17 protein-coding genes and 1 pseudogene are annotated in these 21,394 nt (G+C 50.8%); 10 read left to right on the forward strand and 8 right to left on the reverse strand.

Annotated features, from left to right (window positions below; genetic code table 11):
- The first annotated feature begins 535 nt into the window (after nt 1-535).
- A pseudogene (locus tag C0081_RS10400) lies at nt 536-1,228 on the forward strand (IS6 family transposase).
- A gap of 247 nt (nt 1,229-1,475) precedes the next feature.
- Here the strand turns inward: C0081_RS10400 and C0081_RS10405 are convergent.
- Nucleotides 1,476-1,811 carry a BA14K family protein gene (locus tag C0081_RS10405; protein ID WP_101533805.1) on the reverse strand — a complete coding sequence of 112 codons (336 nt, stop codon included), beginning with the start codon at nt 1,809-1,811 and terminating at the stop codon, nt 1,476-1,478.
- Between the two features lie 447 nt (nt 1,812-2,258).
- On the opposite strand from C0081_RS10405, the gene C0081_RS10410 reads away from it, so the two are divergent.
- Nucleotides 2,259-3,362: a zinc-binding metallopeptidase family protein gene (locus C0081_RS10410; RefSeq protein ID WP_101533771.1), complete on the forward strand. Its 1,104-nt coding sequence runs from the start codon at nt 2,259-2,261 to the stop codon at nt 3,360-3,362.
- Nucleotides 3,363-3,597: 235 nt separating this feature from the next.
- Here C0081_RS10410 and C0081_RS10415 read toward each other — a convergent pair whose 3' ends face one another.
- The 6 genes from C0081_RS10415 to mtnK all read right to left on the reverse strand — a co-directional run bounded on the left by C0081_RS10415 (nt 3,598) and on the right by mtnK (nt 11,142).
- On the reverse strand, nt 3,598-5,091 hold the full coding sequence (locus C0081_RS10415; protein ID WP_101533772.1) for a hypothetical protein: 1,494 nt from the start codon (nt 5,089-5,091) through the stop codon (nt 3,598-3,600).
- Between the two features lie 2 nt (nt 5,092-5,093).
- The gene (locus C0081_RS10420; RefSeq protein ID WP_101533773.1) at nt 5,094-6,572 is read right to left on the reverse strand and encodes a biotin/lipoyl attachment domain-containing protein; all 1,479 of its coding nucleotides are present in this window, start codon (nt 6,570-6,572) and stop codon (nt 5,094-5,096) included.
- 272 nt (nt 6,573-6,844) lie between these two features.
- Nucleotides 6,845-7,510, reverse strand: coding sequence for a class II aldolase/adducin family protein (locus tag C0081_RS10425; RefSeq protein WP_280952868.1), 666 nt, complete (start codon nt 7,508-7,510; stop codon nt 6,845-6,847).
- 13 nt (nt 7,511-7,523) lie between these two features.
- A complete protein-coding gene (locus C0081_RS10430; protein ID WP_245417918.1) occupies nt 7,524-8,525 on the reverse strand; it encodes a sugar-binding transcriptional regulator in 1,002 nt (333 codons plus the stop codon).
- Nucleotides 8,526-8,782: 257 nt separating this feature from the next.
- Complete coding sequence (mtnA, locus tag C0081_RS10435) at nt 8,783-9,886, reverse strand: S-methyl-5-thioribose-1-phosphate isomerase (protein WP_101533775.1); 1,104 nt, start codon at nt 9,884-9,886, stop codon at nt 8,783-8,785.
- A complete protein-coding gene (gene mtnK, locus C0081_RS10440; RefSeq protein ID WP_101533776.1) occupies nt 9,883-11,142 on the reverse strand; it encodes an S-methyl-5-thioribose kinase in 1,260 nt (419 codons plus the stop codon). Before mtnK ends, mtnA begins: the two co-directional genes overlap by 4 nt.
- A 134-nt stretch (nt 11,143-11,276) precedes the next feature.
- Between mtnK and C0081_RS10445 the strand changes: the two genes are divergently transcribed.
- The 7 genes from C0081_RS10445 to C0081_RS10475 all read left to right on the forward strand — a co-directional run bounded on the left by C0081_RS10445 (nt 11,277) and on the right by C0081_RS10475 (nt 18,840).
- A complete protein-coding gene (locus C0081_RS10445; protein WP_280952867.1) occupies nt 11,277-12,791 on the forward strand; it encodes a sugar ABC transporter ATP-binding protein in 1,515 nt (504 codons plus the stop codon).
- Between the two features lie 3 nt (nt 12,792-12,794).
- Entirely contained in the window at nt 12,795-13,811 is a 1,017-nt protein-coding gene (locus tag C0081_RS10450) for an ABC transporter permease (protein ID WP_101533777.1), read from the forward strand.
- A gap of 299 nt (nt 13,812-14,110) precedes the next feature.
- Nucleotides 14,111-15,130 carry a substrate-binding domain-containing protein gene (locus C0081_RS10455; RefSeq protein WP_245417919.1) on the forward strand — a complete coding sequence of 340 codons (1,020 nt, stop codon included), beginning with the start codon at nt 14,111-14,113 and terminating at the stop codon, nt 15,128-15,130.
- Between the two features lie 91 nt (nt 15,131-15,221).
- Nucleotides 15,222-15,662 carry an RbsD/FucU family protein gene (locus tag C0081_RS10460; RefSeq protein ID WP_101533779.1) on the forward strand — a complete coding sequence of 147 codons (441 nt, stop codon included), beginning with the start codon at nt 15,222-15,224 and terminating at the stop codon, nt 15,660-15,662.
- Between the two features lie 107 nt (nt 15,663-15,769).
- Nucleotides 15,770-16,696, forward strand: a complete 927-nt coding sequence (locus tag C0081_RS10465; RefSeq protein ID WP_101533780.1) for a transketolase — start codon at nt 15,770-15,772, stop codon at nt 16,694-16,696.
- Between the two features lie 12 nt (nt 16,697-16,708).
- Nucleotides 16,709-17,713 carry a transketolase family protein gene (locus C0081_RS10470; RefSeq protein WP_101533781.1) on the forward strand — a complete coding sequence of 335 codons (1,005 nt, stop codon included), beginning with the start codon at nt 16,709-16,711 and terminating at the stop codon, nt 17,711-17,713.
- Nucleotides 17,713-18,840, forward strand: coding sequence for a RuBisCO large subunit C-terminal-like domain-containing protein (locus tag C0081_RS10475; protein ID WP_101533782.1), 1,128 nt, complete (start codon nt 17,713-17,715; stop codon nt 18,838-18,840). The genes C0081_RS10470 and C0081_RS10475 overlap by 1 nt, the downstream gene beginning before the upstream one ends.
- Nucleotides 18,841-19,393: 553 nt before the next feature.
- Here the strand turns inward: C0081_RS10475 and C0081_RS10485 are convergent.
- On the reverse strand, nt 19,394-19,684 hold the full coding sequence (locus C0081_RS10485; RefSeq protein WP_210200465.1) for a type 1 periplasmic-binding domain-containing protein: 291 nt from the start codon (nt 19,682-19,684) through the stop codon (nt 19,394-19,396).
- 224 nt (nt 19,685-19,908) lie between these two features.
- On the opposite strand from C0081_RS10485, the gene C0081_RS10490 reads away from it, so the two are divergent.
- A complete protein-coding gene (locus C0081_RS10490; RefSeq protein ID WP_101533783.1) occupies nt 19,909-21,267 on the forward strand; it encodes a ferredoxin reductase family protein in 1,359 nt (452 codons plus the stop codon).
- Nucleotides 21,268-21,394: the final 127 nt, after the last annotated feature.

Here is a 21,394-nt window from a genome sequence, read left to right on the forward strand (position 1 = left end):
ATAGCATTCAGTGCAGGTGTAGACCTCTGTTTTGCAAGAGTTCGTTTGAGCTTATAACAAACTCGACGGCTGTGTCAGACAAATTAGAGCCTTCTGTGGTTGCCGCCCTTTGTGCAAGAAGATTCTGCGCCGTTGTGCATATGATCGAGTACGGTCTTCTGTCAGGCCTCTGAATGCGACACTTTCAGAAAGCCGCTGACCGGGATGGTGATCCGTAGATCAGGTCCAAATCTGATTCACGAGCTTTACTGCTCTGGGTTCTAAACTGGGGTTCCTGATCCTGATCTGTTCGATCATTGTGCCCATTCGGGGCGTCGTCTTCCTGTTTTACCGTTATCCGAGTTCAGTCTTGTTAAGCTTCATGATTGTCATGCAACAGCAGTCTGCACCGGATTCCGTTAATCCTCATTCTTGATTAGCATAGCCCAAATTATGCGTGCCATTGTGTTTGCAAGGGCTATTGCCAAAAGCATTCTGGTCGGCATTGTCACGTTAACTGAGTAACTGTATGCCCGTGAGGTTATAAACTGGATTGATGCAAAAGACCTCCTATTCCCGTCATCGATTTCTACCGCAGATCATTCAGCATGCGATCTGGCTTTATTTCAAAGTCTCGCTTAGCTACCGAGATGTTGAAGATTTACTGGCAGAACGGGGTAGAGGTTTCTTACTAATCTGTTCGCCGTCGGGTTTTGAAGTTTGGATCGATTTATGCAAAAAAATCGACCAGATCCCGCCCAAGCCCGTCGGGTCAGTGGCATCTGGATTAGGTTTCGTTTCGATCAATGGCAAACGCTCAACCTGTGACGGGCTGTTGATGATGAAGGGAAAATATTGGAAATTCTGGTTCAATCTCACGGAAAAAAGCGGACCGCCCTTAAGATATTGCGAAAACTTCTGAAGAAACACGGCTCTGTGCCAGATACTGTTGTGACCGATAAATTACCGTCATACGGAGCAGCATTAAGAGAATTGCACCTTTCCAATATCCATGACACTGGTGGCAGACACAATAATCGGGCAGAGCATCCTCACCGACCAATTCGATGGCGAGAACGACATATGCAGCAGTTCAATTGCACCAGGATCTGCTCAAAGGCTTCTCTCAGTTCACGCTTCCATTTACAATATCTTCAACGTCCAACGCCACTTGATTTCCCGAAATACATTGCGCCAGTTTCTCGATGAAGCAATGCGTGTGTGGCGCACGGAGACAGCTGCGGTCTGAATTGTTCTCGTATATAAGTTCCGCGCGACTTTGTTTCTTTAACGTGGCAATGTTATTTGGACAAATTCCAGTTGACTTAAATTCCAGTAGCCATAGCTTCAGCAAGAATGGCGCGAGGTTTGTTTGATGGCAGACATTTGGAGTGCGCGTCTATCCTTATGACCCGGTAAAAGAGTGTCTCAACCAATATGCGAAAAGACCGCCCACAGAGGCAGTCTTTCTATTTTTGATATTGTTCGGCCCATTTCTAGCGGCAGAAGTGGCGACGCCCGTCATAACCGCGGAAATAGCCCGTGCGCGGGTTGAAGGACCGATAGCGAGCGTCGCAATAACGATACCAAGCACGGGTCCAAGGGGCTGGTCGACCAGAGTGACGAACGCGGTGATGTCTGTTTGGGCGATAATTGCGATGACCATTGCGGTAGGCGACATCATGTGCGATTGCGCCCACGGCCAAACCGGTAACAGCGCCAATCGCGAAGGCTGCGTTGCGACCGCCTGCGGCTTGGGCCTGACTGGTTGGCAGAGCTACTGTTGCGATGGCTGCGATCAGAGCGAAGGTTGCGATGGTTTTCTTAAACATGATGTTTCTCCGGATGATTATTTGATTGTTTCTATTGAGGTCTTGTGTGTCGCTTTGAATTTGTTTGGCGTCGATCATCAGCGCCTATACTCATCAGTCGCGACACATCCGGAAATGGTTCAAAAAACTTTTCAAACTTAGATTTTAATAAATTCTAACGGCTAGAATGAAGCATGGGCGGGAACGGATTTCAGCAAGCTTCGTATGGGCCTGAAGTGGATCATAGCGCCTCCCCTTCGTCGGAACAGTATATGCGAGCTTTTCGACCCTGTTGTTCCCTCACAGCCTTGTTTTCTGGCGTTCTAGGGTGCAGATCGGCTTCATCTCAGCACCATGGGAGCGTAACTTATCTGTTACGACCCAAAGCGCCTCCATCAAACTTAATTTGGAACGATCTAGGCCGTCTAGTGTTATACTATCAGAAAACCTTAACCGACCGGATTCCCCATGCGCCTTTATAAATGTGATATCAGTGGCATGCCACTCTACTTTGACAGCCATTCCAGCGTGGGTGCAAACAACGCGCCTGTTGGGTTTGCTCCTGACACGCTGACTGCACACCGTTTGGAAGAAGTAGGCGATGGCCTTTTCAAAATTCCGGGTCGGCCTATCAAACGCTGGCGTTATTGCGCAAATGCGCCATTTGATGGTAGCAACTGGTTGGTCGAGGCGGATGATCCAAATCCGTTCGCGATACCTGCGCGTTACAATCGCGCCACCCCCAACACCGACAGTCCTGAAGGCATCAATCGTTTTCATAAGCTCGGTGCTGCTCAACGGCATTTATTCTATTCCATCCTAAGATTTGGGCTTCCCTGCCCCGGTCGCCGCGAGGATGCTCAAACAGGTCTCGTTTTTGATTTCCTTGAAGATAAAGTCGGCGAAGATGGAACGCTCATTCCTGCGATTACTGCTCATGAAAACGGGCTCATAAGTTTGCGCGCAGCAGAGGCTGATGACGCGGTGCGAGAAAGTGTTCGTATTTCCATGGGCGAACCATACCGGACTTTACTCGGGCATTTCCGACATGAGATGGGCCATTTTTATTTTGCTCAGTTGGTTGAGAAAAACCATATGCTCGACGAGGCCCGTATGCTTTTTGGGGACGAGAGAAAAGATTATGCTGAGGCGTTGAAACAGAATTATGAACAAGGTCCTCCAAGCGACTGGCAGGAGAGGTTTATCTCAACATATGCCAGCTGCCACCCATCAGAAGATTTCGCAGAGTGCTGGGCACATTATTTCCATATTGTGGACACCCTTGAGTCTGTGAAATCATTTGGCATGTCTTTGGAACCGCTCCGACATCGTTCCCTTGATGCTGAACTTGAATTTGACCCGTATGCGTCAACCAGTGCGGAAGAGCTTGTGGAAGTCTGGGTTCCGATCAGCATCGCTTTAAACACTTTTCAACGCTCAATGGGGCAGCGGGATATGTATCCGTTTGTCATGCCGCCTCCTGTCGTTAAAAAATTGGACTTTATTAATAGGTTGATCGCACGCTCCAGGCACAATCGCAAAAGGGCGCGTCCCGCAAAGAGCAAAAATTGAATGCAGAGAAAAACTCGCTAGGGCACCATCTAACAAACGCAGCTTGGCACAAGAGCATCCTCTACTATGCCCTTTATGCAGCACAAGGACAGCCACCCAGCGAGAGCAATATTGCGATTTATCTTGAAATTAGTCTGCTTGCCTCATTTTTGGGGAACAAGCTGTCTACAATTCTAGGGGCTATTCGGAGAAGAGTTGGGTTATAAACCAAACCTCTGCTTTTAGCCCTGTGCGATTACCCTGTTGACAGACAGAAAGCGTCACCCAAACTCCTCTGTAGCCTTATTGTAGTCTCTCCAAGATCCTTCAACGTGAGATGAGGAAGCTCGACGCGATAGTTGTGAGCACGAACATCGAAATTGACGGCCTTCATTCCTGAGCATCGCTTCGGAGAAGCTCCGAGTTGCTTTCCGCTGTCGTTTATGACTTGCAGTTTGATTGCTTTCAACTCGCCTGCTTCTTTATCTTCATTCTGATACACAGGTTCAACGTTTAAAGCTTCGAAACGGTGAGCTCTTTTTCCTACCCGATTACATGGGAAATCAAACTGCTTCAACAAATCACCATTTTGAGGATTGATGACTTTAATTGTCTGAACACCGGGTTTCTTAGAGCAACCCATATAGAATGTTTCAATAATGTGTGTCCCCCCTAAAAGCTCCATGTATCCCGTCAATTTCATAAAACGCGTGCCAGACGAGTCGATGACCCAAATTCCATCGTCTTTTTCTTCAAGCTGATACATGCCCGGCACCTGCGGCGGATACCCCTGAGGGAGGCTGGACGGGTCCACATCGGACGAGTGCCAATTGCCAACATAGTCTTTTATCTTGGCTATAATTTTCGGAACTTCTGCAAGGGCGGCTTGATATGGCTTTGGGTTATCATCTGTGATAAATCGATCGGGCAGATTCTCCAGTTTTTTGACCTTGTTTTGAAACATGCGCAACCATTTGTCGTGGTCTTCAATGACGCTGTCGCGAATGGTGTGTACAGTAGAGTTAACATGTAGCGATCTATAGATAGGCGGATTCAGTCCGGTGCTTCGCCTGATGGCTTCCGACAGATAGTTGTAAGCTTTGTGCATGGCACGCACCTCGGGCCACTTTGTATTGCTCTTATACCAGTTTTGCAGCTCGTACTCAGTCAATTTGCAAGATACAATCGTTGCTTCGGCTAGTTCCAGACCAGAGGCAAACAGCTTCTTGGCATCGGAGGCGCTAAGGTAGGAGCCTCCCGGTTCACCCGTGAGAAATCGCCCCCAATCGGGCGAGCCGGGCACATTGAAGGACCATGTTTTTCCATCTGGTTTCCCGGGATTGCCAACATCTGAGATCAGATAAACAAATGGCTTTTCAAGCAGACCAGTTTTGAGGCGGAATCTGATTTTGACATCATAGAGCTGCAAAAGATTACGAGCGTTAGACGGGATTTCCTTAAGGCTGGTCTTGAAATAACTGTGTGAGCCATCCAGGGCCGGTAGCGAGACATAAGTGAGCCCAGGATTGAGGCTATATCGAAAACGGGTTGATTCAATAGCTTCCCCCATCAGGGAATAGAGTTTGAGTTCGACGTCCCAGGATCCATTCACCGTAATGTGGCAACCATCCAGATCAATGTCTGATGATTGGAAGCTAAGGCTGACCGCCTTGGCCGGGCTGGAAAGGAGACTCATGGCAAAAATCAGGAAACCCAAACTGAACACACGGAACAGGACGTCTCTAAACATAATCAATCCTCCAGCCAGGCTTTAAAAGCGACTTGTGTTGCCTCAGATGGCCGAGGCTTACGTCCGTTATCGATTTCCTTGAGACTTGGCGGCTCGTAAAAACTCAGCGGTGTTTGCGCTGTCCATTCTACAGGTGAAGACTTCGCTGGGACTGCGACCTCTTTTGACGGCCTCGAAATGACGTGGGTTGCGTTACCGGCGACATCAATTAATTCTTCAAAAAAACGATCGAAAGCATCGGGAGCAATGATCACCGCTGCGGCAAGAAGCAGAGGCGCACCAACGATGGTTGGATACCGAAATCGGGTCCATAGCTTGGCAGCGCCTGATAGTTCGCCTTTCTCCAGATGCTTAGCATAGGCAGCGGTCAGGTATTGCGTCGGCAAGAGACCTGCGATCTTCGCTCGTTCATTGAGGCTGGATTTAGCCTGTTCTAAAGCTGCGTCTCTCTGCCACGACCCCAGCGCCTTGCCATGGCGCGCTATAAAGTCGACAGGATGGAGATCCACTGGTCTTTCGGCAGGGATGTCTTGTGAGAGTTTCTCTTTCACCAAAAGAGAATATGCGCTCCAGAGTGCGGTAGAGGCACTCTTATTGTCAGAAAATCCTCGTACCAAAACTCGTTCGAGCTCCGACGTGCCAAAGGCCATAGCCTTCCTGTTTTCACCACTATCGAAATTTGGTGAATGAGACGCACAGATCGTTCTGAGCTGCCTGGCATCGGGCAAAACATAATCCCAAGCCTCCTCAAACGTTTGGGGACGTTTTTTCATACCCTCTTCAAGGGCATATAAATTGAAAAACTTGAATGCCCCGAACTCTGTTAGGCAGTCAATGACGGGGCCGAGAAACGCTGGGATCAGGAATATGCTCCGTTCTGAAGTTTTGGTATCCACAAATGCCTTGATTTCATATCCATCCCTGCGACAAAGTTCGCGATTGTGGGACGCTCTCCAGATCGCGATGTCCGTCGGTGAGCTGTCCTGCTGATGGACGCAGGAGTAGGCCGACTTTTCAAAGTCCAGAATCTCGCCAAACGCAACCCCCGCACTGACAGCACGATCAGCAGGGTGGATTTGAGGATCCCCATCACAGGCTGAGCCAAATGCCTGACGAAAGGCCCTCTCAACCAGATCAACCTGATCAACAGAGAGTGACGATTTCCAGAGAGGCAAGGGAGAAGACCCCGTGTCAACCTGCGCTTTTGCCTTCGGTTTTTCACGTAGTTGGGTTTCGGCAATGCTCAATTGTTCGATGAAGGCAATTTCTTCACGATCCATATAGATCCGGCCAGATTTTTCGATCTGTCGTATGATGCCATCAAGTGGACTAGGCATGCGCACCTTGCTACCATCCATCAGCTCGAAGGTGGCTAGTGTATCGCCTTTGCGTACTTCATCATCTATTTGGACACTTATTTCGTGGATTCGAAGAGGATAAAGATCCGGATCTCGCGGCGTCGAAATCTTAAATTTAGCCATTGAATGCAATGCCTTAGATAAAATAACTAAGTAATCTACCTTAGATTAAATCGTCATTCCAATTAGTCAATGGCTTGTTGATCAATTTTGAAGAGAAACCTATGCCTTATTTCTAAAGCCAACTTGGTGTCAGTTTCCTTGATGACAGACAGCCTTCGGTCAAGCGCACTGCGCAAATAGGCGGCACACATCACCGCAACCTGCCGAGGTCGTTATAAGTTCAAATAAATTCTTGCAAAACCGGGGCTGTCCACACATGACAGCCCCCCCCTTCAGGGTGCTTTGACAGGGCCATAATTTGCAAAGGCAGCGACGACCGCAGCCATCTCATCCCGGTCCAAAATTACAGGTGTGCCAATTTGGCGACTAAGCGTGTAGACCTTTGCTAGGTTTTCCAACTCTTCCATGCGCCACAATGCCTTCTCTAAAGACTCGCCCACTACGACTGAGCCATGATTTGACATCAGACAGCCATGCCTGTCGCGCATCGCTTTTACAACGTCATCGGCAAGGGCTTGGCTGCCAAAAAGATGGTATTTGGTCAGGGGCACATCATGTCCGCCGAAGGCCGCAATCATATAGTGGCATGCTGGAATGGATTCTCGATTGATGGCCAGCGCAGAACAGTAAGCGGGATGCGCATGCACCACTGCGGCCATGTCTGTACGGTTGCGCAATAGCGTCTGATGGAAACGCCATTCGCTGGATGGCTTGAGCGGAGCGTCAAGAACCGGTTCGGAACTCAACGACATCCGTACAATCATTTCGGGAGCCAGATCATCATAGGGAACACCCGATGGGGTGATCAGCATGTCTTCTCCAGCGCCTCCCGTTCGAACCGAAATATTGCCGGATGTGCCTTGGTTGATACCACTGCTGTTCATCCAACGACAGGCTTTGATGATGGCAGTCCGTGTGGCCAGATCGTCAGGAAGAATATTGCTCACGTCTTTACTCCAATAATAACTGTGCTGTGTTGGAACAGGTCACCAAATGGGTTGCATAGCCCCCCAAAATAGAAGCCTTGGCCCCAGTGACCCTTTCCGGGCCAGAGGCGACCAGCAATCCCATTTCTTTGTTACGCATTTGGTCAAGCGTCACGCCGATCATGCGATCATCAACCTCGGTCGGGATCGGCTTGCCATTATGGTCAATCAGACGCGCGCAAATGACACCGGCAGCGCCCTGCTTTCGGTGAGCCGCGAGACTGGCCAGATCGAGAATTCTGGTTCGGGCAATATGGCTATTGTCACCCACCGTGCCACAAGCAAACAAAACCTTGTTGCAATCATTGACCGCTTGAAGCTGTTCAGCAATATCTGGCTCGGCGCACAGCTGTGCAGCCAAATCGCTGTTGGATACAATGAGCGGAACGTGCAGGTTGATACAGCTGGCACCGAAATGTCGCGCAATAGTCGCCGAACAAACTTCGGCCGCATACCCAAGACCCGCAGCGCGAGAGCCAACCAGCTGCACAACGGTGACATCATTGATAGACAAATGCGGTGCGACCTCCGCAACACGGTACAGAGTTTCACCCCAAGCAATCCCAAGCCGATCGCCCGGTTCAAGCAATTGCGGTAGCCAATCTGCAGTTGCGCGGGCCACTCTCTCAGTGCTTCCCGCCTGCCCAGTCGGGTCCGAAGGCACAACGAGGGCCGCGGCAAGACCGTAAACCCGCTTGAGGCGCACCGATAGCTCATGGTTCAAAAAGACCTCGCTATCAAGAGTAATGCGAACATATTCTCGTTTGCGTGCTTCGGTCAGATAATTGACCACGGATGCACGGCTAACCCCCAAACGGGTGGCAATGTCACTCTGATTAAGCCCATCATGATAATAGGCCCAAGTGGCTTCTATAATAGCATCATCCTGACGCGAAATCTGGCGCGGCAAGGAGTGCGACGGCTTGGCTTTTGACGTGGTGTCCGAACTCATAACTTTGCCCTTCATGCTTTCAGTTCCGGCAACCATCCAGACTGCAGGAAAACAGTGTCATTCCCTAAAGAATGATCGGCGCCCCCCTAACCCTTGAGAAAAATCCATAGATTATTCGAACAAGAAGGCCTCAGGAGGAATCACCTGAATGTCGGTTCATTTAAAGCATGTAGCGTTAAAGCCAAAACGCCTTTGTTCAGGAGCGGCTCGTTTAGGGAAACGAGCCGCCCAGATACTGCCAATAATGCCGGCAAGACCAAAAGAAAATAGCTTTAGCCAGAGACCTTTGCCATTTCAGGGAACAGCGCAGCCAACCCTTCCGGTGTTGCAGCACAAACGCCACGCTCAGTAATCAGTCCTGTCACCAACCGGTTCGGCGTCACATCAAAAGCCGGGTTACCCCCCTGTGTGCCGTTCGGCGAAACCTGCACTGTGCTGATTTTTCCATCGGCATTTAACCCCTGTACATGGGTGACTTCAAAGGCATCACGCTCTTCGATGGGGATTTCAGCAACACCGTCATCAACGGTCCAGTCAATGGTTGGTGATGGAAGCGCGACATAGAAGGGCACACCATTGTCATGCGCAGCAAGCGCCTTGAGATAGGTGCCGATTTTGTTGCAAACATCACCGCGTCGGGTGGTCCGGTCGGTGCCAACGATGACAAGATCAACCAGTCCATGCTGCATCAGATGACCACCTGCATTATCGACGATATACTTGTGAGGAATACCGTGGCTACCAAGCTCCCATGACGTCAAAGCACCTTGGTTCCTTGGTCGTGTTTCATCCACCCAAACATGCAAAGGAATGCCCGCATCGAAGGCCTGATACATCGGAGATGTTGCTGTGCCCCAATCAACGGTAGCAAGCCAGCCTGCGTTGCAATGCGTTAGAATGCGGACTGGCTCTCCAACTGGTTTTTTGGCCGCAATTTCGCGAATAAGAGCAAGTCCGTGTTGGCCAATGCTGTGACAAATGTCAACATCTTCATCGGCAATCTCATGAGCAAGCTTGAGTGCAACATCTGCGCGGTTGCCTTCTGCAACAGGACGAAGAGCCTCACGACATCGGTTCAGAGCCCAGCGCAGATTGATGGCAGTCGGGCGCGTACGGTCAAGAAAGTCCCAAGATTTATCCATATTGGCATCCGATGGATCCTGCGCCATCGCCAACGCCATTCCGTAGGCCGCCGTCGCACCGATCAACGGGGCACCCCGAACGCGCATTTCTACGATCGCGTCGGCATAATCCTGCATTGTAGTTAGGGCCTCGATGCGAAAATCGTGAGGCAACCAGCGTTGATCAATAATTTCCAGCTCGCCACGGGATTCAACCCACCAGAGCGAGCGATAGTGTTTGCCGTTGACCTTCATAGGAAATCCCTTTTGTTAAAGTCCTGTGCCATTGCAACCAAGCCAGTCGCATTTGGGATTGTATCCCTGTTAAGAACAAGCTCGGCCCCCATCATCAGGTTACGTGCTTCCAATGCAGCGCGCACAGCCGTATTCTCAATCGTCTCAAAATCAGCATTGTGTGCCAAAGACAGTGTGCGTCGATGCATCTCGATACCGCAAATCCCTAGCGCGTCATCCCAAATGTCTTTTAAAACACCCTCACAGGCCGCTTCCGAGCTCTGCTGCTGATCTTCAAACAGTGTTTTAGGATACAGCATCCCGGTGCGTTCAGTCTGCCAAAGATGCTTGAACTCAGCCTCGAAGCTGGCAAAGCAGTCGGTGATAACAGACAAGATCCATTCCTGATAACGCTCCAGATCCTCACCACGATGTCCGGGCTGGCTGAAATAGGCCATCAGAAAGTTGGCAGTCATCATGCCAATATCAAACCCCATAGGAGCATATTGAACAAACTCGGGGTCAATAACGCGGGACTCCGTATCCGTTGACATAATCGAGCCGGAATGCAAGTCCCCGTGCACCATTGTTTCGGTGTTGGAGGCAAATTTCATCAACATCCGCTGAGCCTGCGCTTTGAGCACAGTGTCTGAGCGCAACTTGGCGACAACCGGGTCAAGTTCCGGTGTGTGATGGTTCATTTCCGCATCGAAATATGGGTCAGTGAAAACCAATGCTTCTGTAATGGCGGGAATTTCAACATTGCCAGAAAACAAGCCAACGTCGGCCTTTTTATCAGCAGATTTCATCGACAACTCAGAGCCGCGAAACGCTGTTCGGGCACAGAATTTTCCCAAGAAGTCAGCAAGACCTGCAACCATTTCGCCGTTGATCATTTTATGGCGTAAAATGGAGTGTGGTTCGATAAATTCCATCACAATCAGCGCTTGGACTTCATCAAAATGATAGAGTTCGGGAACCGCACCCGGATCTCGCTCGGCCTGACGCTTCAATGCGTGATATTCAAAGAATGCGCGGTACAGCGGCAACGGCCAACTGTCTCCCACAAGCCTCACATAAGGCAGTGCCTGTTTAACAATAATGCTACTGCTCGGCCCATCCACAATAAAGACGAGATTTAGATTGCCGTCGCCAACTTCTTTGACTTTCCAACTGGCGGGAGCTCCCCCCAGCCGCTCGGTTATGGCCGCAAAACCCATCAGGTAAGAAGGCAGGGTTTCCGTTGAATATGGTGTGTATGTCTGTAGGTCTGACATGGCTATTTTCCTCCCATGTTTGCAAGCACAATGACATCAAATTATTCAAACGTCAAGTGACTTGACATTTGAATAATTTGTGTGAATACTTGGCTTCGAGGAATACACCGCTTGTTCGGTGCTGGGAGGAAAAATTGACTGAAGTAGCGCTTAGGGTTGCGGGTTTACGCAAGTCTTTCGGGCAGAATGTTGTCTTGCGCGGACTGGATATGGAGCTCTACCCGGGGTCCGTTACAGTCCTGATGGGAGCCAACGGGGCGGGCAAATCCACGCTTGTTAAAGTCATCTGCGGTTATTACGAGGCGGATGATGGAAAGCTGGAGCTGGAAGGCGCTCCCTATAGCCCCCACGACGCGGCGAATGCCATATCGCAAGGGGTGGTGACCGTACACCAGTCCATCGACGACGGGGTCATCCCGGATCTGGATGTTGCAAACAATCTGCTGCTGGACCAATTGGCACGAACGAATGCGCCATTGATTGTGCGCAATCGCGCCATGTGCAAGGAAGCCGAGGCAATTGCTGCAAGCATGGGCCTGTCCATGGATGTGCGCACGCGTGTGGCAGACTTGGGAGTGGCGGACCGCCAGATGATCGCCATTGCCCGCGCGATGGCGCGTGCTCCAAAACTTCTTATTCTGGATGAGCCGACCTCGTCGCTTTCTGCATCTGAAGCAGATCGTCTTTTCGCCCTGATTGACCGTTTGCGGGCGCAGGGTGTTGCCATCCTTTATATCTCTCACCGCATGTCCGACATCCGCCGCCTTGCCGATCGAATTATCTGCATGCGAGACGGCAAGATTTCCGGCCAGTTCGAAGGCGACACTCTGGACTATGAGGGTGCGGTCACGGCCATGCTTGGCAGGAAAATGACCGATGCGGACATTCATCCCGTATCAGGCGGAGCGCCTATTCTTGAGCTTAAAAACATCCAACTCATCCCCGAATCCAAGCCGATAAACCTTGCCATCAACGACGGTGAAGTTGTCGCCATCACGGGCCTTCTGGGGAGCGGCAAGTCCCGCCTCAGTGAGATCATTTTTGGCCTGTCCAAGTCGGGCACTGGCGAGATGTTTCTGGACAGCAAGCCCTACAAACCCAAAGACGCCCAACATGCTGTCAAATGCGGTGTGTTCATGTCGCCCAAAGACCGCGCCTCAAACGCAGTCATCCCCGACTTTGACATCGCCAACAACATGACCTTGCCATTTTTGGGCGCATTCAGCCGGCTCTCTCTTTTGGGCTCAGGCAAGCAACGTGGTGCTGCCGACAGCATGATCAGTCGGATCGGCATTATCTGTCAGGCCAATAGCGACGGCATCAACACCTTGTCAGGCGGCAACCAACAGAAGGTTATGATTGGCCGCTGGCTTATTGAATCATCACGGGTGCTTTTGCTGGATGAGCCTTTCCAAGGTGTAGATATCGGCGCGCGCCGAGACATTGGCTACCACATCAGAGCAACAGCTAAAGGACGCGCAACCATCGTCTTCGTCGCCGAGATCGACGAAGCACTGGAAATTGCTGATCGCATTATTGTGCTCCATGAAGGAGCCATCGCTGGTGAACATATCAACAGCGACATCGATCTAACCGCACTGGTCGCTCAAGTATCGGGCGTTCCAACAAATCAAGAAGCGGCAGAGTGAATCATGGACAACGACAAAATCATAAACTTCGCCATCAAATACGGATTTCTGATCCTGCTGGTCGGCCTTGTCATTTTCTTCAGTGTGGCATCCCGAGGCTTTGCTTCCCCGCGCTCAGCCGTCTTTATTCTGCAATCTGTCTCGATAACCGGCATTTTGGCACTGGGCGTCACTTGCACGCTCGTCGTTGATGGCTTTGATCTTTCCATTGGAGCGGTTGCGACCTCCTCTCTCATGCTTTCAGCCTACTCCATGGTAATTCTGGAACAGTCTGCTTTTGTCGCAGTTGTATTGTGCCTCGCAATGGGTGCGTTCGTTGGACTGATCAACGGACTATTGATCGTAAAATTCAAAGTCCCCGATCTTCTCGCAACCCTTGGTATGATGTTCCTTCTGATTGGACTTCAACGCATTCCGACACAAGGCAACTCCATTGCCACTGGCATGAGCCTGACCGATGGCACCACAGCCCAAGGCGTTTTCTCTCCGGCATTTCTGTGGATCGGGCGGCACCGGTTTGATCTGGTGCTCGAGCGCCTGCTGCCTGTTCCGGTCTTAATTTTCATCGCCATTGCCGTCGGCATCTGGATCTTTTTGGCTCTCACCCGCCATGGTCGCCTGATGTATGCCATCGGCTCGAATGAACGCGCAGCGGCACTGGTCGGTACTCCGGTCAAAAAATACAAGGTCATTGCCTACATGATTTCCGGTGTTATGGCGTCGGTTGGAGGCATCTTGCTGGCAGCTCGCCTTGGACGGGGTGACATCGCATCAGGCAACAACCTGCTGCTCGACAGCGTCGCCGCCGCCCTCATCGGTTATGCGGTGCTTGGTGCGGCTCGCCCCAATGCTTTTGGCACCGCCATTGGCGCATTGTTTGTCGGCATTCTGTTGCAGGGCATGACCATGCTCAACGCTCCTTATTATACGCAGGATTTCGTCAAAGGCGCCGTGCTGGTTGTCGCTCTGGTGTTCACATTCTACCTCGATGCACGCAGCAGCTCTGGTGGAAAGACTTGAACGTAACCTCGTTGGCTAAAACCAAATAGCGGTTCAGGGGGCTATGCAAAATAGAAAGAGAAATTGGGGCTTGGTTTGAAGGGCTTGGCTCAAAGCATCAGACACAAAAACCAAAAGGAACATGTCACATTCATTTGCAGGTTTGTGGCCTGTTCAGATGGGCGAATTATTTTTGGGAGTGATAAGCCCACACTCGAATACGAGCGATGGATCTGTCTTTGCCGCTCTTGGCTCTTTTCAGGTCTACCAAATGTCTTAAACGGGAGGATTAAAACATGTTGAGACGACAGTTTATGAAAATGGCTTGCGCTGCAAGCTTCGTCCTTGGGGCGTTTCCAGCTGCACAAGCTGCGGATATGCCTGCCCCATTCGACAACCCTGAAAAAGTTACCATTGCATTGGTACGCTATCTTTCAACGGGCGATTTCTTTCAGGCCTATCTGTCAGGTGTTGAAAAACAGTCTGCCGCTCTGGGCGTTGATTTGCGTGTTTTCGACAGCAGACAAGACGCCGCTCTACAGGCCGATATGGTTGATCAGGCGATCGCCCTTGGAGTCGATGGCATTATCATTCAGCATGGACTGACTGAAGCCATGAGCGATGCCGCCCAACGCGCTGTTGAGGCGGGTATCAAGGTGGTGGCATTTGACGTGGATGTTCAAAATGCCAAGATCCCGCAGATCGAGCAATCTGACTATATGCTCGGCAAGCTGGCTTTGGAACAAGCCATAAAAGACAACGGTGACAGCTTCACGGCAGGCTATGTCTATGTTGCAGGTATCGCTCCACTGGACCGCCGCCATATTGCTTGGGAAGACGTGAAAGAAGCCAATCCGGGCATCAAGGAAGCGGCGATGTTCGGCACAATGGACAACCCAATTGCCAACTCTGTTGCCAATCAGGCACGCGCCGTTTTGCAGGGCTATTCCGACATTACCGTGATGTTTGCTCCCTATGACGAGTTTGCCAAAGGCGTAAAAATCGCGGTTGACGAATCTGGTCTTAGCGATGATATCGATATCTACTCCGCCGATGTCTCAACCGCCGATATCTCTGCCATGCGCGAACCCGGCTCGGCTTGGGCCGCGACAGTTGCAACCAACCCCGCAGTTGTGGGCGAAGTGTCTGTCCGTTCACTGGCAATGATGCTGGCAAATGAAGATCCTGGTGCGCAAGTTATCGTTCCACCAACACTCATCACGCAAAAATTCCTCAATGAAAATGACATCAAAAACATGGAAGAATTGGGCACAAAGATGCCACAGTTTGCCCATGCAGACGTCTCTGTTCCAAGCTGGATGCCATTGCCAAAACGATAAGATACCAAGTCGAAAGCAACAAGATGATGCCCGGCCTGTAAAAGGCCGGGCCTTTGAGACCCACAAGTATGCCGAACCGAGGAGTATCACGATGTTAATTGGAATTGACCGTCGCATGCCTCCTGCCCTTTTGCATTGCCTTGCACTTATGGGGCATGGAGACGAAATTGTCGTGGCCGACGCTAATTTTCCCTCCGGCTCAACGGCACGCCATTGCGTTGTCCAAGAGGCCATTCCGCTCGCGGGTCTTGACGCTCCCGCTGCTATTGAGTTGATTACGGATTTGATGCCCCTAGACGGATTTTTTGATTATTCTGCACTGCGCATGCAGATTGACAATGAGCCAGATACCACGGGCGACGTCCACAATGACGCATGGCACATTCTCAAAAAGCGTCTTCCCAAAAATGGCGTTCTATCAAGCATTGAGCGACAGGCTTTCTATGCGCAGGCCAATGAAGCCTTTGCAGTTGTTCGCACCTGCGAAGTGCGCGCCTATGGCTGCTTCATCTTGAGAAAAGGCGTCGTGTGATTGGGCCAAACTGGCTGATTTGGTTGCCCGACACATCCGTATTTAGTTCCTTAGACCCAACCCCACGCGCTAGACATATGCTTTGGCACGAGTGACGAGATATTGACATGCGAAATAAAAAATCAACTGAAGAGGTAGCCTTGGGCATCCGTCGTCGTGTGTATGAACACGCGATGCGGAACAACGGTGGTTATCTTTCTCAAGCCTGTTCCTCTGCCGAACAACTTGCTTGGCTCTATAATGAAGAATTGAATTTGGGTGATCCCACGTTGCCCGCCATCCCCAAGCCGTTTGCGGGGGTGCCTTCTGCAGAAAATCCCGATTATCACACCGGTGCCGGCTACAATGGCCCGGCAACACCTGACTTTGACAGGCTTTTCATTGCGCCTGCCCATTATGCGCTGGTGGCCTATGCCACGCTTATTGAGACCGGGCGCATGGACCCCGAAGGCTTGGAAATGTTCAATCAGGATGGCTCGTCTGTCGAAATGATTGGTGCGGAGCATTCCCCAGGCATGGAAGTACACAACGGCACGCTCGGCGTCGGTTTGTCCACCGCTGCGGGCCTTGCATGGGGCCGCCGCCGCAATGGCGACACCGGCCGCACATGGGTCTTTATGTCTGACGGTGAAGTGCAAGAAGGTCAAACTTGGGAAGCGGTTCAGGCATGCGCCTATCATGGCATCGACACTGTTATGGCGATTATGGATGTCAATGAACAGCAGTGTGATGGTGCCATGTCGTCCGTCATGGAAGTTGGCGATATCCGCTCAAAATTCATCAATTTTGGTGCTGCCTGCGTTGAGGTCGACGGCCATGATCTAAGCGCCATACGCGATGCCGCCAAGGAACCTCATGAAGGCAAGCCTTTGATTATTATGGCACGTACCAATCCGTTCCACACCATGAGCATTCTTGAAGAGCGCTTCCCACGTCTGCATTATGTGCGGTTTAAATCCGAAGAAGAGCGCGCCCGCATGAATGTGTCTATCGCTGCCGATCTCGGTGTTGACCCTATTGATTACGCTCACTGAGGAAGCATTATTATGGTAGAAATGGTTAAACGACCTTATGCAACCGCTTTTGAGACCTATGCGGTAGCGCACCCTGAAGTCCTCTGTCTTTCTGCAGACCTGACTTCATCCTGCGAAATTGACGGCTTTCGCGATCGCCACCCCGATCAGTTCCTATCGATGGGTATGGCCGAGCAAAATATGATGAGTTTTGCCGGTGGCCTTGGATTGGCGGGATATCGTCCCTTCATCCACACCTTCGGCGTATTCTTGTATCGCCGCCCCTATGATCAGCTCATGGCCTCGATAGCCTATCCGCGCCGCAAAGTAAGGCTTATGGGCTTCCTGCCCGGCATCACCACACCCGGCGGTATGACGCACCAGTCGATCGAAGACATCTCGGTCATGCGTTCCATTCCAAACATGACTATTCTGGAAACCGGAGACGCCACCGAAGTCGAATCCATTTGCGAAGCGGCCGATTCCATTGATGGCCCTGTATATTGCCGCGTGCTGCGCGGTGCTGTGCCACGCTTGTTCGACACAGCCATCAAGGTTGGCGAGATGCGCGAACTTTCAGATGGGGACGACATCCTCGTCGTAACATCAGGCATCTGCACTGAAGAAGCCATGAGGGCCAGATCAGCCCTTGCCAATGCCGGACTATCGATCCGTCATTTGCATTTACACACGATCAAACCATTTGATCACAAAGCGCTATTGGACCATATCGGATCGGTCAAACATGGCGTTATAACCCTCGAAAACCACATTACGGAAGGCGGCGTTGGTTCGCTTGTTGCCGAGACTATGGCCGATGCAGGCGTTGGCAAACGTCTCATACGTTTGGGCCTGAAAGACACCTATGCCCATGGTGGCTCGCGCGCTTACCTGATGCGGTATTACGGTCTGGATGCACTGGCTCTGGTCAAGGGCATTGAAGATCTAGTCGGTGAGAGTTTTGGCATATCTGAAGCCGATTTGGATGCAGCACGGGTTGAAGAGGTGCATTCTCTGGTCAAGGCGGAGGGGCTGTGATGGATCGTTTTGAAATCACCTACCGCCTGTTTGCTGACGACCAATCTGACGCCGAAGATAGGGCGGCCAACATCGCACTGGAAGATACCGTCGAAATTCCGCGCGATGTTGTGCCGGTTGGCTATATTGAAGATGTTGTTCTGGGCAAAGTAGAAGCCGTTGAGCAAGAAGGTGAGGACAGTTGGCTGAGCCGTATAAGCTATCATATCGATGCGGTGGGACACGAATTGCCCCAGTTGCTCAATGTCATACTCGGTAATGCCTCGATCCTGAAAGGGGTCAAGGCAATTGCCATCACCGCTAATGACGACATCAAGGCGCGCTTCCCCGGTGCCCAGTTCGGCGTTGATGGCCTTCGCAAGCTGACTGGCCGAAAAAGCGGAGGCTATGTCTGCCCTGTTATCAAACCACAGGGGTCTTCTTCTGAACGGCTGGCACATTTATGCTATTTGACGGCCCGTGCTGGTGCCGACATAGTCAAAGAAGACCACGGCCTAGCCAATCAGGATGCCGCTCCTTTTCGGGACCGCGTGAAATTGGCGGCAGAGGCGGTTAATCTTGCAAACAGAGAGCGCGCCAATGAGGGCGAGACCACCAAATCGCTTTATTTTGCCAACATTGGCGGACATAGCGATCAGGTTCGTGACCTTGCATATTACGCGCAAGATGCCGGGGCTCACGGTATTCTTCTCATTCCCGGACTGTTTGGCTTTGATGCGATGAACCGGTTGGCGCAAGACACAGATTTCAACCTGCCCATCATGGCCCACCCGTCCCATTTGGGCCCTTATGTATTGTCGCCTGACTTTGGTTACGGCCACGGTATGCTGTTCGGTGATTTGATGCGGTTGGCCGGCGCCGATATCTCGGTGTTTCCCAACCACGGAGGACGGTTCGGTTTTTCCGTTGCGGAATGCGAGGAAATTGTTTCGCGTTGCCGTACATCTGGAGGCCTTGGCAAGGCAATCTTGCCCAGCCCCGGTGGCGGCATGAGCATCGAACGTTTGCCAGACATGAAAGATCTGTATGGCGAGGATTGTGTTTACCTGCTGGGCGGCAGCTTGTTGCGTTATGGCGATAAGATTGGTGATGCCATCAAACAAATGCGACAGGCTTTGGATGGCTAGATCCATTGATATCGATGGGGTCGTAAAAACCGGTCAGTTTGGCAGAAAAAAAGGTGGCCATACGTAAGCGCTTCGGGTTCAGCAGACCGCCAAGAGTCAAACCATTTTCCTTCTGACGAGACCCTCAGAGGAAACGGGACAAAACCAGTTTAGGAATTAAATATATTGGGTTACTCTTGTGAGTAAATGATGTCGGAGCCTCTGCCTGAGCACATCTTGGGGAACATCAATTATCACAGTCAGATCAAAGCAAGCAGCAAGCTTGTTCCTGGGTTCTCTATCCAACAACAGATAATTGCCCTCAACGATGATCAAACACACCGACTGTCTTACCGTCGCGCAATGAGGCAAATCTAGTTCGAGTTTTACATCCAATCGATCAAGAACCGCCTGCGCCTTCTGCTTCATCTTCGCGGCACGAACCGCACGGGGGGGGGGATCAGCCCAAGGCGCAGGGCAAAGCGCTCTGCGTTGGCATGTGTCATGTTATCGAACCTTGTAAAGGAGGGTGCGCAAAGCTTACTGCGCCCACGCACCCTTTGAGAGGAACGGCTTAGAGACCCATATCGGCCAATTTGTGTACCGTCTTTCTATCCACCTCTAGAAGGTTGTCCGTGATGATATCGCGGCCTTCTACATCAGGATCGATAACGCCAAGGCCAGGAATATCAATGCCAGCCTTGATTTCTTCTCCGTCCATGAGCATTTTGCCCATCGTGACAAAAACTTCACCAGCTTGGGCTGGGTTCCACATATCGCCGCCCGCTAAAGTACCTGTGTGAATCATCTTGCGGCCCTGCCCTAGTGAGAATGGGCCAAGCACATGCTGGCTCGTCTCAAACACTCTGCTCAAAGCATCCAAAAAAATATCTGCATTTGGTCTAAAAGTGTCGCAATTTGTGTCGGTCATTGAAGTTGCGACAGATGGATACACTTTGCCTGTGAAGTCGATCTAAGGCTGCCTTTCACAAATTCCAATTTCGGAATACTGACCCTGTAACAGGCGCCGGTATAGAAACCAATCGCTGGTGGTTTCAGGCAAAAAACTGACATGAAAAGGCAAAATTGATGAAAGCAATTAAGATTTCTCTTTGGAGCTTGCTAGCAGCTTTAACTGCTCTCTGGTTCTCCCAACCCAGTGCTTATCCCGCCAGCTTCTCCCTCCTTTCTATTCGGAGTGCAATAATCGATTATTCCGGCATTCTTAGCATGGGTGCCATGTCTGCGACAATGATACTGGCGACCCGCGCCAAATGGTTTGAGTCTTGGCTTAATGGATTAGACAAAAGCTTCCGGCTGCATAAATGGCTTGGCATCACTGCGCTGATAACAAGCATTTCCCACTGGTTCATTGTCAATCTACCCAAATGGATGGTTAGCCTCGGTTTGATGGCCCGCCCCGAACATAAGGGACCTATTGCAGGTGCCGGTGATACATCGACACTAACCACGACAGATATGATTCAGAGCATATTTCGTGACTTACGGCCAACCGCAGAAGGGCTGGGTGAGTATGCATTCTATTTAGCCGCACTCCTGATGATCCTGGCACTAATTAAATACTTCCCTTACAAACGTTTTTTACAAACGCACACGCTGCTAGCCATCACGTATTTGGTGTTGGTCGCCCATTCTGTAATTCTCTTTCCCTTCGAACTTTGGCTGCATCCGTTGGGCATCCTCATGGGTACTCTGATGATCGGTGGCGTAATCTCTGCGGTTCTGATCCTTGCTCGACTTCATGGTAAAGCGAGCCAGACCAAAGGTATGATCACAGCACTCTTGCAACACCCCAACATGAAGACCCTTTCAATCACAGTCAAAGTTGATGGGGACTGGAAAGGCCACAAGGCTGGACAATTTGCTTTTGTCAGTTTTGACGATAAAGAAGGCAAACATCCCTTTACCATGGCATCCGACTGGGACGATCAGAGCCACGAGATCACGTTCCTGATCAAGGAACTGGGCGACTATACCTCTCAAATGTCCAGCATTCTTGTGGAAGGTGATCCTGTAACCATCGAGGGACCCTACGGGCACTTTACATTTGAAGACGGCAATAATCGCCAGATTTGGGTTGGTGCAGGTATCGGCATCACCCCATTTATAGCCCGGATGAAGCAATTGACCAAAAGGCGTTCCAATCAGACAATCGATTTGTTTCATGTCACCGCGGCCATTTCTCCTGATCTGGAAGAGCAACTCAAAGCAGATGCGAAGAAAGCCAATATCCAATTACACCTCATTATCGATAAGGATGGTACGGGGTTTAGTGCTGATAAATTAGACTCTGAAGTGCCTGGCTGGAAGGATGCCGGACTTTGGTTTTGTGGCCCAGCTCAAATGGGGAAAATACTAAAATCGAAACTTTCTGAGCGGGGGCTCGATGGAGGTGCATTCCATCAAGAATTGTTCGAAATGCGTTGATATTAGCATCCAAACCAATCGACGAAAGGCAGGATAATCAACTGCCATTCGTCGATTGAGGTTGTGACCATGGACGGGGCATCCATGGTTTAGTGCGATCGTTTTGAAGACAACAAGGACAACGATA

The organism is Cohaesibacter celericrescens (genome assembly GCF_002866925.1).
GTDB lineage: Bacteria > Pseudomonadota > Alphaproteobacteria > Rhizobiales > Cohaesibacteraceae > Cohaesibacter > Cohaesibacter celericrescens.